This window comes from Arthrobacter sp. YA7-1, assembly GCF_025960325.1.
GTDB lineage: Bacteria > Actinomycetota > Actinomycetes > Actinomycetales > Micrococcaceae > Arthrobacter > Arthrobacter bambusae_A.
Genome location: NZ_CP110114.1, coordinates 3,929,778 through 3,944,141, shown reverse-complemented (window position 1 = coordinate 3,944,141; position 14,364 = coordinate 3,929,778). Strand labels below are relative to the sequence as shown.

The following is a 14,364-nucleotide window of genomic DNA, read 5'->3' as shown; positions in this document are numbered from 1 at the left end:
CCTTTCGCTTGTCCGGAACGCAGCGGTTCCCGATACGTGGAAAGGTACACCCCCGAAGCGAACCCTAGCTCTTCGGCAGGCCCGGCGGGTTCAGTTCAGACTTCTGGATGCCTTCCGCGGTGAGTCCCCAGCGGTCCAGGATCTTGCCGTAGGTTCCGTCCTTGATGAGGGCGTTCAGGCCGGCCTGGGCTGCTGCCGCGAAACCGTTGCCCTTCTTCGTGGTCACCGCGATGCTCGCCTTGAGCGGCCACCCGCCGTCCACCAGGCCCACGTTCTTGGTCTTGCCATCGGTCTGCGACTTGTAGGACGCGGTCGCGTTCGGTCCGAACGTGAGGTCCGCACGGCCCGACTGAAGCGCGAGCGTGGAGGCCGAGTCGTCGTCGTAATACTGGAACTCAACCGGCTTCAATCCGTTCTTCTTGTTCTCGGCGTCCCAGCGCAGCAGGATAGCTTCCTGGTTGGTGCCTGAGCCCACAATGATCCGCTTGCCCGCCACGTCCGGAGCCGAGTCCACCTTGGTGATGGGGCTGTCGCTCTTCGCGTAGAAGCCCAGTTTGTCCTCGCGGTAGCTGGCGAAATCGAACTTGGTCTTGCGCTCTTCCGTCACGGTGACATTCGATATGACCGCCTCGTACTTGCCCGATTCCACGCCCAACGGCCAATCCGCCCACGCCGTCGGGACGACGTCCGCCTTGAGTCCCAGCGATTCGGCCAGCGCAACGGCGATGTCCACCTCGTTGCCCACCGGCGTCTTGTTGTCCGTGGCATAGACGGCCAACGGCGCAGCGAAGGGACTCACCGCGACGGTCAGCTTCCCGTCTGCCTTGACGGACTCCGGCACCAGGGCGGCGGCTTCCGGGGAAACCTGCACAGGGAAGCGGTTCTGCTCGGGAGCCAGGTTGAAGGTTTTGCCGGCGGAGGCCGACGACGGCGCTGGCGCGGCCGAGGCGCCCGGGTCCGAGCACGCGGCCAGGCCGAGAGTCGTGGTTACGGCGAGTGCCAACGCGGTGCCTGTTTTGAGGCGTGAGAAAGCCATGGAGTCCCCTTCGAAAGTGATGGATGGTGTGCGTTGCTGCAACTATCCGGCAGGGACAAGACCCGGTCAAAGCGCTCTGAAACGCTGGGAGACAGGGGTTCACCGGGCTTCATTGGAGGTCCCGAAGGGTCACAAAACAGCCGCGGGGTAGGCTTCCCACACAACTGCCGGACACGTGAGGTGATTTTTCGTGGGCTACGGGCAAACCCCGGTCAATCAGGCGCTGGAGGTGCAGTCCGTGGCCGGGGAGGACGTGGCTTTCGGACATGCGGCCGTCACCTTCGCCGGGATCTCGGCATCTTCACGAGTTGAGACGGACCCCACGCAAGCGGGAGAAATAACCCGGGCGCCGCCGTCGTTGTCGAAAGAGTGGCCGGGAAACCGGCCCCTCGAACGAAACCACCTTCGAAAGGCCGGCATCACGTGACTGTTCCCCTCTCCATCCTCGACCTGGCAATCATCGGCAAAGGCCAGACGGCGGCGGAGAGTTTCGCCGGGAGCGTCGCGATGGCGCAACTGGCCGAACGTCTCGGCTACCGCCGGATCTGGTACGCCGAGCACCACAACATGGGCTCGATCGCGTCCTCGGCCACGAGCGTGCTGATTGCCCACATTGCGGCAAACACAAGCAGCATCCGGCTCGGCGCCGGCGGCGTCATGCTGCCCAACCATTCGCCGCTCACCATCGCGGAGCAGTTCGGCACCCTTGAGACGCTGCACCCGGGCCGGATCGACCTCGGCCTCGGAAGGGCGCCCGGCAGTGACCAGAACACGATGCGTGCACTCCGTCGCGATCCGATGGCCGCGGACACCTTCCCGCAGGACGTCCTGGAACTGCAGGGGTACCTCACGGGACCGACGCGGATCCAAGGGGTCGAAGCGACGCCGGGCAAGGGCACCAACGTGCCCCTCTACATCCTCGGGTCCTCGCTCTTCGGGGCGCATTTGGCGGCTCAGCTCGGCCTGCCCTACGCCTTCGCCTCGCACTTCGCGCCCAACGCGCTGCAGGACGCCGTCGCCGTCTACCGCCGCGAGTTCAAGCCATCCGAGCAGCTCCAGGAGCCTTACGTGATCGCGGGCGTCAACGTCGTGGCCGCAGATTCGGCGGCCGAAGCCCAACGGCTCTTCCTTGAGGTCAAGCGGGACCGCGTCTCGCGCTTCCTGGGTGGCGGACGCGAATTCACCGACGCCGAAGCGGACCTTATTCTCGACTCGCCACAAGGCCAGCACATCGCGCAGATGGTGAAGTACTCGGCGGTGGGAACGCCGGAAATGGTGCGCGATTACCTCGACGAGTTCACCCGCCACGCCGATGCCGACGAACTGATCGTTGCCCACCAGAGCACGGGCACGGAGCAGCGCCTGCGTTCCGTGGAGCTGGTGGCAGAAGCCGTCGGGCTGACGCGGGTGTAGCAAGCGAACTGCACCGCCCAAACGTAACCAAACAAACTCGTTACACCCCGGCAATACGCGGGTCACGGAGGCGAAACCAGCCGGGCGGAAACTGGACGAATCCACCCCGGAAGGATCGTCCCCCATGGCTACTCCGCTCAATTTGTCCGTGGCCGATTCGGCGTTGCTGACAAAGTCGCTTCCTCTGGGCCTCCTGCGGACGGCAGTCCAATCCGAGGCCGCCCACGATGGAATCACTCCGGAGCTGCTGGCGGAACTGAGGATGCTGGCCCGCACCCCGGGGCTCCTGGTGGCCTGCAACTACGGTGGAACCCTCTGTGCCGCGGAAGGCGTATCCACCGAGACGCTCCCGTTGGGGAGTGCCGCCGTCGCGCTCCGGGCATTGGCGGCGCTGCCGAACACGCACACGGCCGTCATCTCCGGCAGGTCGCTGCGGGACCTTGCCGCAGTGTCGCGCCTGCCGGCGGAAGTCCACCTGGTGGGTTCGCACGGCGCCGAGTTCGACATGACCTACGCGTACAGCGTCACGATGGCCACGGAAGCCGTCCTTCAACAGGCAGCCACCGCCCTCAACGAATCGATCGGCTTCGAAAAGGGCATCAGCATCGAGCGCAAGCCCGTGGCCGTAGCCATCCACACCAGGCCGGCCACTCCCGCCGTCGTGGCCCGGGTGACGCGTGAGGCGCACCAGATCGCCCGCGAATTGGGCTTGTTCTTCATTGTGGACGGCTCCGTTCTGGACTTGTCCATCGTGGAGCCCTCCAAAGACGCCGCGCTGGAGCATCTGCGTGCACAGTTGGGGGCCAGCGCGGCCCTGTTTGCCGGCGATGCGGAGAGCGACGAGCTCGCGATCGCCACCTTGCGGGGCCCGGATCTTGGCCTGCACGTTGGCGATGCAGAAACCAAGGCGCGCTACCGCTTACCGGACCCGGAGGCCTTCGCCAAAGTGCTCGCCATCCTGTTCGAACTGCGCCGAGCGTGGTTGTTCGGCGAGGACGCGGTGGGGCTGGAGCGGCATTCGATGATCGGCAACGGGACCTCCACAGCGCTGCTCACCCCGGAGGCCAAGATCTGCTGGATGAGCCATCCCCTCCCGGATTCCGGATCCTTGTTCGCGCACATCCTTGGTGGAGACCCGGCCGGCCACTTCAGCGTGGAGCCGGTCAAGACGTCGAAGGTGCTGGGACAGCGCTATGTGGACAACACCATGATCGTGGAGACGCGCTGGGCCGACGTTACGGTCACGGACTACCTTGAGCCCGCCCCGGACGGCATCACCAGCCTGGTCCGGGTCCTGTCCGGAACCGGCAGCGCGCGGATTGTTTTCGCACCGCGGCCGGACTACGCCAACGCCCCGTTCAATATGGAAATCCGTGGCGAAGAGCTGCACGTTGTGGGCACTTCGGATCCCATCGTCCTCTTCGCTCCCGGCGTGTCCTTCACGGTCACGAGCGACGGCAAACACGGCACCGCCACCGCCGAAGTCAGCCTCGCGTACGGTCCCGTCGTCATGAACCTGAGGTGCGGAGACACTGAGCCGACGACGCCGGACCCCACCGGAGAGCTCGCCCGGCGGGCCGCCGTCGCGCACCAGTCCCGGCAGTGGGTCCGCGGGCTGGAACTGCCCGACATGAAACCGTCGCTGGTGCGGCGTTCGGCATTGGTCCTGAAAGCACTGGTGCACGAGCCGACCGGGGCGGTCCTCGCCGCTCCAACCACGTCGCTGCCGGAGGGGATCGGCGGCACCCGCAACTGGGACTACCGCTACTGCTGGCTCCGCGACGGCTCCATGACGGTCAATGCGCTCGTGGACCTGGGTTCCACCGAGGAAGCAGACGGGTTCCTCCGTTGGCTGGGCCGCATCCTGGAGAACGCTCCCGGTCCGGAATGGCTGCATCCCTTGTACTCGGTGACCGGCTCCCCGCTGTCTACGGAGGCCATTATCGAGAGCTTGCCCGGTTACGCCGGTTCGCGGCCGGTGCGGATCGGGAATGCCGCCGACCACCAAGTGCAGCTGGATGTCTTCGGGCCGATTGCCGGGCTCATCCAGGCCCTCGGCAAGCGCCGCGGCACGTTGCCGGACGAGCACTGGAAACTCATGGAGCAGATGGCCTCGGCCGTCCTGGCCCGCTGGCACGAAGCGGACCATGGCATCTGGGAAGCCCGGCGGGCGCCACGGTACCACATCTACACCAAGGTGATGTGCTGGGTGACCCTGGACCGGGCCATGCAGACGGCGGTGCGGTTCCGGCGCCCCATCGGGGCCGAGTGGGAGGAAACGGCCAACATCATCCGCGCGGAAGTCCTCCGCGAGGGCTGGGATGATTCCGCGAACTCCTACACCGTGGCCTACGACAGCCCGGACCTCGACGCGGCCGTGTTGCATATCGGACTCTCGGGCCTGCTGGACGTCCGCGACCAGCGCTTCCTGGACACCGTCACCGCCGTCGAGCGCGAACTGCGGGTGGGTCCCACCGTGTTCCGGTACAGGTACGACGACGGCCTGCCGGGTCTGGAGGGCGGGTTCCACATCTGCACCACCTGGCTCATTGAGGCGTACCTGGCCGTTGGTCGGCTGGACGACGCGCTCGAGCTGTTCAACCAGCTCGTGGCGCTCTTCGGTCCGACCGGGCTGCTTCCCGAGGAGTTCGACCCGGGCACCGAGACCCACTTGGGAAACCACCCGCAAGCATATTCGCACTTGGGCTTCATCCGCTGCGCGCAACTCCTGGACAGGTACCTCGACTCGGTGGACGAAGAGTAGGCGCGAGGACACCAACCAGCCGCGCCGACCCAACTGACTCGCACTTAGTGTCGTTTTCAGCGCTCAAAACGACACTTACTGCGAGTTAGTTGGGCTAGGTGAGCAGGAGGGCCACGGCGATCATTGCCGGGACGGCCACCACGGTGGTGATCAGGACAGTATCCTTCGCCACGGTGATTCCCGTGTTGTAGCGGCTCGCGGCCACGAACACGTTCTGGGCAGTGGGCAGGGCGGCCGTGACCACCACCGCGAACAAGGCGTGCGCCTCAAGGCCGAGCGCGAAGCGGGCAAACAGGTAGGCCATCGTGGGGTGGACAAAGAGCTTGAAGCCGCTGGCCAGGAGCGCATCCGTCCGGCGCCCCGTGTCTTTTTGCAGCGGCCGGGAGCCGTTCAGGCTCATCCCGAATGCCATGAGCATCGCGGGAATGGCGGCTCCACCGATCAAATGGATCGGGTCCATGATGAGCGAGGGCACTTGCCAGCCCGTTCCGGCCACCACCAAACCGAGGGCCGATCCCACGATCATCGGGTTCCGCACGATCATCAAGACGAACCGCAGGGGAGTGGTGCGGTGGGCGCTGGTGCTGGCATCGAGAGCCATCAGGTACATGGGCGTGAAGAACGCGAGCTGGAAGATCAGCAGCGGTGCCACGTAGCTCGCGTCGCCCAGGACAAACACGGCGATGGGGATGCCGAGGTTCGCGGAGTTGGCCAAGGAAGCGCTCATGGAGGACATCAGCGATTCGGGGAGGGAGCGTTTGAGCCAGAACTTCACGATAACGAAGAACAAGCTGCCGGTAACGACGGCGCCCACCGCCGTGACCAGAAGCGGAGCGGCAAAGATGTCGCGAAGATGGGCCTTGCCGAGGGTTTCAAAGAGCAGCGCGGGACTTGCGACGAAGAAAGTCAGGGCGCTCAGGACCGAACGCGCGTTGTCTCCCAGGATTCCGCGCTTGCCGACGAACATGCCCACCAGAATGATGGCCCACACCACGAAGAACCCGGAAACGACGCCCAGCACTACGGCATCCGGAGGGGGACGGGTGCGGGGCGGCGGGGGTTCACAGTCCCAGCCTAAATCAGCTTTATTCGGCTGTAAGGCCCGACGGCGGCATGTCCCGCCATGTGGACCGCGAAGAAGGGGTCCCCGGGGCAGGGGAGTTAGTTCAGGTTCGCGTTGTTGAGGGCGTGCGGGGGGCGCATGACGCCCGGAGTGATGCCTTCGGCTGGATCACTGCCGAGCTGGACGATCTTGTTGGCCCTGTCCACATGGACAACCTTGGGTTGGTAGCCCTTGGCCTCTTCGGTGGTCATCTCCGCATAGGTGATGAGGATGACGACGTCGCCCACGTGCACCAGGTGCGCTGCGGCACCGTTGATGCCAATGACGCCGGAGCCGCGTTCGCCGGCAATCGTGTAAGTCTCGAGGCGTGCGCCATTGGTCACGTCGACAATGGAGACGAGCTCGCCGGGGAGAATATCCGCAGCATCCAGCAGATCCAGGTCAACCGTCACTGAACCTACATAGTGCAGGTCGGCATGGGTCACCGTGGCGCGGTGGATCTTGGACTTAAACATTGTGCGGTTCATAACGTGACAAGTTTAGCGCGTGGCCGCCCGATTGCCGGGTGATACCTGCCACAGGCTAGGCCTTGGCGGCGGCCTTTCTTGCCTGCCGCCGCTTCAGCGAGCCGTAACCGGCGAGCAGCTTCGGGACAACCAGGTAGACGGCGGTAGGAACGACGACGAGCGTCAGCACGAGGGCGCGCAGCGCGGGGTGCCATGACTCCGTGATCGGAGCGAGGATCGTCATGCCGATCGCGACGAGGGGGAAAATGGCCAGCCACGTGATCACTGCACGCGTGTGCACGGAAGGCAGGTGCACAGGGTGCGCGGAGTGCGGAGCGGGCTCGGCAACCGCCGCAACCGCGGCGCTGTCCGCGGGGGCGGCAACGGGGATCTGGGTGCTCATGGGATTCTCCAACTAATTGGTTGCTTTCGGCGTGAGTTCAGACTAGACCTCACCGCCAAAAACTGCAACTACTTGGTTGGAATCTGTTAAGGTGGACACATGGCATGGGATACCGAGCGGACCAAACGACTCCTCCTTGAGGCAGCGACCGCCGAGTTTTGCCAATTCGGACTAGCCGGCGCCAGGGTGGACCGCATCGCGGCTGCGGCCGGAGTCAACAAGGAACGCATCTACCAGTACTTCGGCAAGAAAGATCTTCTCTTCGACGCGGTGATCGCATCCCAGCTCAGCAAAGTAGTGGACGAAGTCCGCATCGAGGGCGATGGTCCCGAAGCCTTGGCCGATTACGCCGGACGCCTGTTCGACCATCACCACCAAGATGCCACCCTTCCGAGGCTGCTGTTTTGGGAGGGGTTGGAACGGGGGGAATATGTGGTCAACCGTCCGGACCGGGCCGCGAACTGCAGGAACAAGGTTGATGGTGTCATCCGGGCCATCCCGGGGACGTCCAGGGAAGATGCGGCCGATCTGATGCTCACCATCATTGCGTTGTGTGACGCCTGGCCGGTACTGCCGGAACTGGATGGCCTCATGGCCGGTAGCAAGGGGTCAAGCAGGGCGGAGCGGCGCCGCAAGACGATCGTCCAAACCGTCCTCCTCGCCGCACGGGAGCTAGCTAGGCCTGCTTGTTGAGCGTTCTGCCGATGATCGCCTGCGTCAGTGCGTCCACTACCTCGGCGTTCGCCAAAGGGTTGCGGATCAAGGTGAAGTCCACGTCACCCACCGGCGGGAGGTCGAAGCGCTTGGTGATCACCGTGAGGTCCTCGGGAACCAGCGACGACGGCATCACCGCGACGCCGATGCCAGCGCGCACCGCTGCCAGGACGCCGGCGATCTGCCGGGTGGAGCAGGTGACCCGCCACGTGCGGCCCATGGCCTCCAGCGCGTCGATAGCCAGTTTCCGGCTGACGCTCGGGGCCGGATAGCAAATCAGCGGCACGGGGCTGGCCGGGTCCAGCGCCGTCTGTTCGACGCCCACCCAGGCGAACTTGTCGTGGCGGACCACGGTGCCGTCCTTCGCCTCGCCCACCCACTTCACGAACACGAGATCCAACTGGCCCGCATTGACGCGTTTGTAGAGCTGGTCGCTCTGGCTGACGGTGAGTTCCAGGTTGATCTGGGGATACAGCTGCCGGAACTCGCGGAGGATCCGGGGCAAGCCCGTGATGGCGAGATCGTCGGCGGTGCCGAACCGCAGCCGGCCACGCATCGCGGAGCCGGAAAAGTACCTGGCTGCGGAATCGTGCGCGGAGAGGATGTTGCGGGCAAAGCCTGCCATCGCATCGCCATTGTCCGTGAGCCGGACATCCCGGGTGTCGCGCGCTACGAGCGCTCGTTTGGCCGCCGTCTCCAGCTTTCTTACGTGCTGGCTGACCGTGGGCTGGGCGAGGCCGAGGCGCTCGGCTGCCTTCGTGAAACTCAAAGTCTCGGCCACGGCCAGGAAGGACCGCAGCTGCACGGGTTCGAACACGGAGCTCCTTGAATAGGTATGTCCACCACTACTCACGCGGGTGTATTGCATTTCGCAATGCTAGTTATACAGCCAATTCACTTCCATAATCACCGCGGCCAACCCTAGCGTTAAAGGCATCCCAGCGAAACGCCTATCCAAGGACTACTTGTGGCACCCCCACCGCCCGCAGCGGCAAACGTCAGCCAGCCCACCATCGATTCGCTCGCCGCAAGCAGCCGAATTCCGCACGCTGCCGACCCGGACACGGTTACCCAGCCGATCGCCGTCGTCAGTGAACGGCTCCCCTGGCGGCACACCTTCATTTCCCTCAAAGTACCCAACTTCCGGATCTTCGCCATGGGCCATTTCGTGGCCGTCATCGCGCTCTGGATGCAGAGGATTGCGCAGGACTGGTTGGTACTCCAGCTCTCCGGATCCGTCACCGCAGTCGGAATAACCGTGGCATTGCAGTTCACGCCGTCGCTGTTCCTGGGCCCATGGGGCGGAATGATGGCGGACCGCTTCGCCAAGCGGCGCATCCTCATCTTGTGCCAAAGCGTCGCGGCCTCCTTGGCGGCCATCTTTGCCGTCTTGGCCCTGAGCCAGCACATCGAGGTGTGGCACGTTTATGTGATCGCCTTTGTCCTGGGCCTGGTGACGGTCCTCGACCAGCCCGCCCGGCAGGTCTTCGTCAACGAGCTTGTGGGACCGAAATACCTCCGCAACGCAATCAGCGTCAACTCCACCACGTTCCAACTGGGCGGACTGATTGGTCCCGCCCTGGCCGGCGTGCTGCTGACCGCAGTGGGCGCGGGGTGGGCTTTCGCCGCGAACGCGGTTGCCTGCTGCTCCACCGTGACCATGCTCCTGATGCTGCGCAAGAACGAACTTTATGTCAGCACGCCTGTGCCAAAACGCAAGGGAATGCTGCAGGAGGGCCTGCGATACGCCCTCAGCAAGCCCACCATCTACTGGCCGTGGCTCATGGCCGGCTTTGTAGCGGTCTTCGCGATGAGCCTGCCTGTGCTTCTCGCCGCCTTTGCGGACAACGTCTACCATGCGGGCGCGGGCGGCTACGGCTTGCTCAACGCCATGGTTGCCCTTGGCGCGCTCGCCGGGGCAATCACCTCCGCCCGCCGCCGGCAATTGCGCCTGCGCTCAGTGGTGCTGTGCGCCGGGATGTATGGCTTGATGCTGTGCCTGGCGGCGTTGGCCCCATCCATGGTGTGGCTGGCCGCTGCGATGGTTCTTTCCGGATTCTGGTGCCTCATGTTCCTGACGGCCGCCAACCAGTTGGTCCAGGTCAGCGCCAATATGAGCATCCGCGGCCGCGTCATGAGCCTCTACATCATGGTGCTCATCGGTGGCCAAGCCATCGGCGGACCCATGATGGGCTGGCTTGCCGAGCACCTGAATCCGCACGCAGCGCTGTTGGTGTCAGGCGGGGTGCCGGCGCTCGCAGCGGCGACAGTCGCCGTCGTGCTCGCCCGGAAGTCCGAGTTGCGGGTCAAAGTGGATGTCCGGGACCGACGGCGGATGGTGCGGATCGTCCCGCAGTCGGCGTAACGCCGAACCCGGCCGGGCCGGGCGCCTGCCAGGCGCCCGGATCAGCCGCATTCCGAGGCTACAAGTCCACTACGCCACAAGGTGCGGATAGTCCGCTGCGCGCCCCTGGAACTGCAGCACGTCCGGGTTGCGGATGATGCCGTCCCGGATTTCGATGGCCCGGGAGATCGTCTCATTGGCGGCCCAGGCCTCGGGGCCCGAAATGACCGTTTCGAGGAACGGCAGGAGCGCTTCGCTGATCTCCCAGCTGGACGAATTCCACAAGTAGGACGGGCTGTGGTCAACCGCGTAGTAGTTGATGTGGTCCCCCACCGTGAACATGGGCTCGGCGAACGTCGTGGTCCGCGCCCAACTGAAACCCATGCCTTCGTCGCAGGAGACGTCGACAATCAAGCTGCCCGGCTGGAACGCGTCCAGGTCCTCGGTCCGCAGGTACGTCAGCGGCGAGTTCGGGTCCTGCAGCGTGCAGTTGACCACGATGTCGCTCGCGGCGAGGAACGGTGCCAGTGGCAGGCGGCCACGGTCGGTGATGACCTCGCTCAGGAAAGGGGCGTTCTGGTCGTGATCGAACTGCACTATGCGCACCGAGTGGATGGGGGAACCGACCGCAGCAACGCCGCGGTTGGTCAGCACCTGGACGTCGTGGATGCCGTGGGCGTTCAGGGCGGTGACCGCGCCACGCGCCGTGGCGCCGAAACCAATCACGACGGCGCTCAGCCGCCTCCCGTAGTCACCCGTCGAACCCGTCAGGGCAAGTGCATGGATGACGGAACAGTAGCCCGCAAGTTCGTTGTTCTTATGGAAAACGTGGAGTCCGAAGCCGCCGTCGCTCGCCCAGTGGTTCATCGCCTCGAAGGCGATCAGGGTCAGCTTTTTGTCGATCGCGAGCTGGGTGATGGCCCGGTCCTGCACGCAGTGCGGCCAACCCCAGAGGACCTGGCCGTCCCGGAGGTCGGCGAGGTCTTCCGGTTGCGGTTTGGGCAGGAGAATAACATCCGAATTCGAAATCAGTTCTTCACGGCTTGCCATGCCACCGACCAGCGGCTCAAGTTGGCTGTCCGAAAAGCCGAAGCGCTCGCCGTACCCGCGCTCGAGCCGGATGTGTTGCCGGAGCTCCGGGGCAATGCGCTCCAGATGCAGGGGATGGACAGGCAGCCGGCGCTCGTCCGGCTTCCGCGATGACGAGAGGATGCCGAGGGTCATGGCGCCTGTATGGCCGCTCACTTTTTGTTGCCGGTTGCCGGCTTGGCCACGGTGGTGGCGGAGGACTCAGAAGCCCTCTTGTCCGCGCGCTTTTCTTTGATGGATTTGCCGGATTTTTTCGATGCAGCTTGGCGAGGTGATTTGTCAGCCATGATCGCTCCCTTAGAGCAGAGCCGAAATGGCTCCTAGCTCCTGACGATACACCCAGGGAGTTGGGCACCTTGTATCCGGGCAGAGATGGAGCGGGCGACGGGAATCGAACCCGCGTATCGAGCTTGGGAAGCTAGCGCTCTACCATTGAGCTACGCCCGCAATGCTCCGCGCATCAGCCGGAGCAGATCCCAGCTTAGCGCAGATGCCATGGTGATCCAGACACAGACTCACCGGTATCACGGTCCCATCAAATTCCCTGCGGAGCTCGTAAAGATTCGATTACGGCTCGACGCGGGTGTGTTGCGGTGCGCCGCGCCTGACTATTCTGTAGCAGTTAGCTGCTGTGTCATGGGGAACCCGGCTATGTCTATGAGCCGTACGCCGAAAGAGGATTCCGTGGCATTTGCAGAGCATGAAGTACTCATTGGTCGCGACGCCATGACCGTTTACCAATTTCTGGTGGACGGCCTGAACAACCCCCTGTGGCGCAGCGGAATCCGCAGCATTTCCCTTCGCTCGGGGCACGCTGGCGAAAAAGGCGCCGTCTACCAGCAGACCCTGTCGGGTCCGGGAGGGCGGCCGATCGCGGCTGACTTCCAGATCACCGAGGCCAGGCCAGGCGCTGAAGTGCGGTTCGCCGTCGTCGCCGGCCCCGCGCGGCCCACCGGCGGCTATTACCTCAGCACCGAGGGCCCCAATACCCGCCTGCGGTTCGCCCTGGAGTACCACCCCAAGGGCCTGCAGAAACTGATGAACACCATGATCCAGAAGACCATGGAAGGTGAAGTGGTCCAGCTGGAGCAGCTCAAATCGGTCATCGAGGAGCAAACCCCGGAGGCATGAGCGTTACTGCGCCAGCTTCAGTCCGCCCAAACCGCTTATCGGGGTGCTCGGCGTCGTGAGGCGTCCACCGGTCAGGTCCCAGTATTCGATCGTTCCGTTGCTCAGCAGGCCTGCGACTCCCGTGGAGTTGAGGCCGGTGACGCCCTTGAGCGAGCGCAATCCGGAGTAGTCCGTCCATCCGGTTCCCACGACCAGCCGGGCCTCTGCCTTGGGCGTGGTGAGTCCCGAACCCCGGTAGAGGCGCAGGTTCCCGTTTGCTTCCACGGCCAGCAGGTCCTGGAAGCCGTCGGCGTCGTAATCCACCATGCTGAGCCGGATCGCACTGACGCCCGAGCCCACCTGGGTCCGTCCGACCAGCGCGGTGAGTCCCAGGTTCCGGTACAGGTAGAGAGCACCGGTGGAATCGGTGGCGAGGATCTGCGGGAGCCTGTTGTTCCCGCACCAGGTGCCCACCGCCATGGTCATCGTCTGCCAGCCCGATGAGCCCAACGTCACGGGTGCCTTGAATCCTCCGCTGACCACCCCGGGGTACAGCAGGAGCCTGCCGTCCAGCATTTGGACGATGACGTCGATCACGCCGTCGCGGTCCCAATCCGTGGTCATCACTTCTTTCGCCCCGGCGAAACCGGAGCCGACCGTCCGGGCAGGGCCGAAGGTGCCGTTGCCGAGTGCCGGGTAGTCCCTCAGGTTTCCGGAGGGGTCGACGGCGACCAGGTCGCCGGTGCTGCGGATGGCTGCCGCACTGAGGTCCAGGGTGGGCGGCTGGTGCTTCGCGATGGGGTCGCAGACGCTCGGTGGCGGAAGCTGGGGAGGGGCTGTGCCCGCGCCGGGGCTGTTGACGGTTCCGGCGGGGAGGGTCGTATAGCCGAAGAGATTGACCACGCCCCACATCGTGTAGCTATTGGGGGTGGTCTGGTAGTTGCCGTCCGTGAAAGTGATTCCGACGCCGATCACGTTGAATCGGGGGTCGCGAAGCAGAGCATCGTGGGCGGGTGAGCTCTTCCACCATTCGACAAGCTGGGCTGCATCCCGGTCCCAGCGGACAGCGATGATCTCGCCCGCACCGTTGTTGGGGTTCAAGGCCCTGGGATCGGTCCAGAAGTTGGGGCGGTGCTCGATCACTTGGCGGCTGGCGATGTTGTTGGACCAGTCCTGCGACAGCGTGGACACCGTGGGGTTGTATTTCACCGGGTTCAAGCCAAGCGACGTCCGGTAGGCATTGATGGCGTTGAAGACGGCCAGCACCTGTGCCGAATTGTCGTCGTTGACCAACGCGTGCGGCGAAACCAGCGGGACGGCCGCGGGGGAGGACTTCGCCTGGGTTTGGGTCGGATCCGGGACATTCCCGGCCGGGCTTCCGGGAAGCGGGTCGGGGCCGGATGCCGGTGGGATGGAGGGGATCGGGGGCGGCCCGTCCACTGCCTGGGGCGACGTGCCGTTGCCCGGGGCGACGGCGGGGTTTGCCTGCGCGGGCGTCGTCGCCGTTTCGACGGCGTGCGTGCTGCCCCAACCCACGGGGGCGGCTGGAGCCGGGGCGGCTGCGGCTGCCGGGGTCGGGATGGTGGGCGCGGTGGCCGTTGGTGACGCCGGCGAAGGTGCGGCCTGCGGCAGGCCGGATCCCGACGGCGGTGCAGACGCCGTCGTCGTACTTTCAGTACCGGCGGCGGTGCCTGGGGTGGAAGGCGCGGCTGCGGCGGACGTTCCGGCGAGCTGCGCCGGAAGGGCGATTGGTCCGGAGGCAGGGGCCATCACCGTGACAAGGCAGGCCACCAGTACGGCAACGGGCACCGCATTTCGTCTCAATGTTTCCCCAGATTCGCGTCGTGCCACCGTCCCCAAACGCAACAGCGGTAACGGTAGTCTATGTGGTGCACTATAGTCCCATGCGCCACTCCGGCACC

At 64.9% G+C, this 14,364-nt stretch carries 13 protein-coding genes and 1 tRNA gene; 5 read left to right on the top strand and 9 right to left on the bottom strand.

Annotation, left to right across the window (positions count from 1 at the left end):
• Window positions 1-64: 64 nt before the first annotated feature.
• A complete protein-coding gene (locus OIT41_RS18430) occupies window positions 65-1,036 on the bottom strand; it encodes an ABC transporter substrate-binding protein (RefSeq protein WP_241709377.1) in 972 nt (323 codons plus the stop codon).
• 423 nt (window positions 1,037-1,459) lie between these two features.
• Between OIT41_RS18430 and OIT41_RS18425 the strand changes: the two genes are divergently transcribed.
• Both OIT41_RS18425 and OIT41_RS18420 read left to right on the top strand, forming a co-directional pair.
• Window positions 1,460-2,449: an LLM class flavin-dependent oxidoreductase gene (locus tag OIT41_RS18425; protein WP_241709378.1), complete on the top strand. Its 990-nt coding sequence runs from the start codon at window positions 1,460-1,462 to the stop codon at window positions 2,447-2,449.
• 124 nt (window positions 2,450-2,573) lie between these two features.
• Entirely contained in the window at window positions 2,574-5,213 is a 2,640-nt protein-coding gene (locus OIT41_RS18420; RefSeq protein WP_241709379.1) for a trehalase-like domain-containing protein, read from the top strand.
• 94 nt (window positions 5,214-5,307) lie between these two features.
• Here OIT41_RS18420 and OIT41_RS18415 read toward each other — a convergent pair whose 3' ends face one another.
• The 3 genes from OIT41_RS18415 to OIT41_RS18405 form a co-directional block, all read right to left on the bottom strand.
• The gene (locus OIT41_RS18415; protein WP_241709380.1) at window positions 5,308-6,234 is read right to left on the bottom strand and encodes an AEC family transporter; all 927 of its coding nucleotides are present in this window, start codon (window positions 6,232-6,234) and stop codon (window positions 5,308-5,310) included.
• 140 nt (window positions 6,235-6,374) lie between these two features.
• Window positions 6,375-6,803 (bottom strand): aspartate 1-decarboxylase, encoded by a 429-nt coding sequence (gene panD / locus OIT41_RS18410; protein ID WP_171983469.1) that lies wholly within the window; start codon window positions 6,801-6,803, stop codon window positions 6,375-6,377.
• A gap of 55 nt (window positions 6,804-6,858) precedes the next feature.
• Window positions 6,859-7,185, bottom strand: coding sequence for a hypothetical protein (locus OIT41_RS18405; protein ID WP_241709381.1), 327 nt, complete (start codon window positions 7,183-7,185; stop codon window positions 6,859-6,861).
• Between the two features lie 99 nt (window positions 7,186-7,284).
• On the opposite strand from OIT41_RS18405, the gene OIT41_RS18400 reads away from it, so the two are divergent.
• Window positions 7,285-7,878, top strand: a complete 594-nt coding sequence (locus OIT41_RS18400) for a TetR/AcrR family transcriptional regulator (RefSeq protein ID WP_264637055.1) — start codon at window positions 7,285-7,287, stop codon at window positions 7,876-7,878.
• Here OIT41_RS18400 and OIT41_RS18395 read toward each other — a convergent pair.
• On the bottom strand, window positions 7,862-8,716 hold the full coding sequence (locus tag OIT41_RS18395) for a LysR family transcriptional regulator (protein WP_078107357.1): 855 nt from the start codon (window positions 8,714-8,716) through the stop codon (window positions 7,862-7,864). The two genes, OIT41_RS18400 and OIT41_RS18395, sit on opposite strands and share 17 nt — an antisense overlap.
• 150 nt (window positions 8,717-8,866) lie before the next feature.
• Between OIT41_RS18395 and OIT41_RS18390 the strand changes: the two genes are divergently transcribed.
• A complete protein-coding gene (locus OIT41_RS18390) occupies window positions 8,867-10,264 on the top strand; it encodes an MFS transporter (RefSeq protein WP_264637054.1) in 1,398 nt (465 codons plus the stop codon).
• A gap of 69 nt (window positions 10,265-10,333) precedes the next feature.
• Here OIT41_RS18390 and OIT41_RS18385 read toward each other — a convergent pair whose 3' ends face one another.
• From OIT41_RS18385 to OIT41_RS18375, 3 genes are all read right to left on the bottom strand, one after another.
• Window positions 10,334-11,467: a N(5)-(carboxyethyl)ornithine synthase gene (locus OIT41_RS18385; RefSeq protein WP_241709385.1), complete on the bottom strand. Its 1,134-nt coding sequence runs from the start codon at window positions 11,465-11,467 to the stop codon at window positions 10,334-10,336.
• A gap of 17 nt (window positions 11,468-11,484) precedes the next feature.
• On the bottom strand, window positions 11,485-11,619 hold the full coding sequence (locus OIT41_RS18380) for a hypothetical protein (RefSeq protein WP_264637052.1): 135 nt from the start codon (window positions 11,617-11,619) through the stop codon (window positions 11,485-11,487).
• A gap of 86 nt (window positions 11,620-11,705) precedes the next feature.
• Window positions 11,706-11,779, bottom strand: a tRNA-Gly gene (locus tag OIT41_RS18375).
• Window positions 11,780-12,016: 237 nt separating this feature from the next.
• On the opposite strand from OIT41_RS18375, the gene OIT41_RS18370 reads away from it, so the two are divergent.
• Entirely contained in the window at window positions 12,017-12,463 is a 447-nt protein-coding gene (locus OIT41_RS18370) for an SRPBCC family protein (protein ID WP_078107360.1), read from the top strand.
• A gap of 3 nt (window positions 12,464-12,466) precedes the next feature.
• On the opposite strand, the gene OIT41_RS18365 is transcribed toward OIT41_RS18370, so the two are convergent.
• The gene (locus OIT41_RS18365) at window positions 12,467-14,251 is read right to left on the bottom strand and encodes a CAP domain-containing protein (protein ID WP_241709386.1); all 1,785 of its coding nucleotides are present in this window, start codon (window positions 14,249-14,251) and stop codon (window positions 12,467-12,469) included.
• Window positions 14,252-14,364: the final 113 nt, after the last annotated feature.

Coding starts and splice junctions, on each gene's coding strand:
- OIT41_RS18430 (WP_241709377.1), bottom strand. CDS start 1,036: ATGGCTTTCTCACGCCTCAAAACAGGCACCGCGTTGGCACTCGCCGTA.
- OIT41_RS18420 (WP_241709379.1), top strand. CDS start 2,574: ATGGCTACTCCGCTCAATTTGTCCGTGGCCGATTCGGCGTTGCTGACA.
- panD (WP_171983469.1), bottom strand. CDS start 6,803: ATGAACCGCACAATGTTTAAGTCCAAGATCCACCGCGCCACGGTGACC.
- OIT41_RS18405 (WP_241709381.1), bottom strand. CDS start 7,185: ATGAGCACCCAGATCCCCGTTGCCGCCCCCGCGGACAGCGCCGCGGTT.
- OIT41_RS18400 (WP_264637055.1), top strand. CDS start 7,285: ATGGCATGGGATACCGAGCGGACCAAACGACTCCTCCTTGAGGCAGCG.
- OIT41_RS18385 (WP_241709385.1), bottom strand. CDS start 11,467: ATGACCCTCGGCATCCTCTCGTCATCGCGGAAGCCGGACGAGCGCCGG.
- OIT41_RS18380 (WP_264637052.1), bottom strand. CDS start 11,619: ATGGCTGACAAATCACCTCGCCAAGCTGCATCGAAAAAATCCGGCAAA.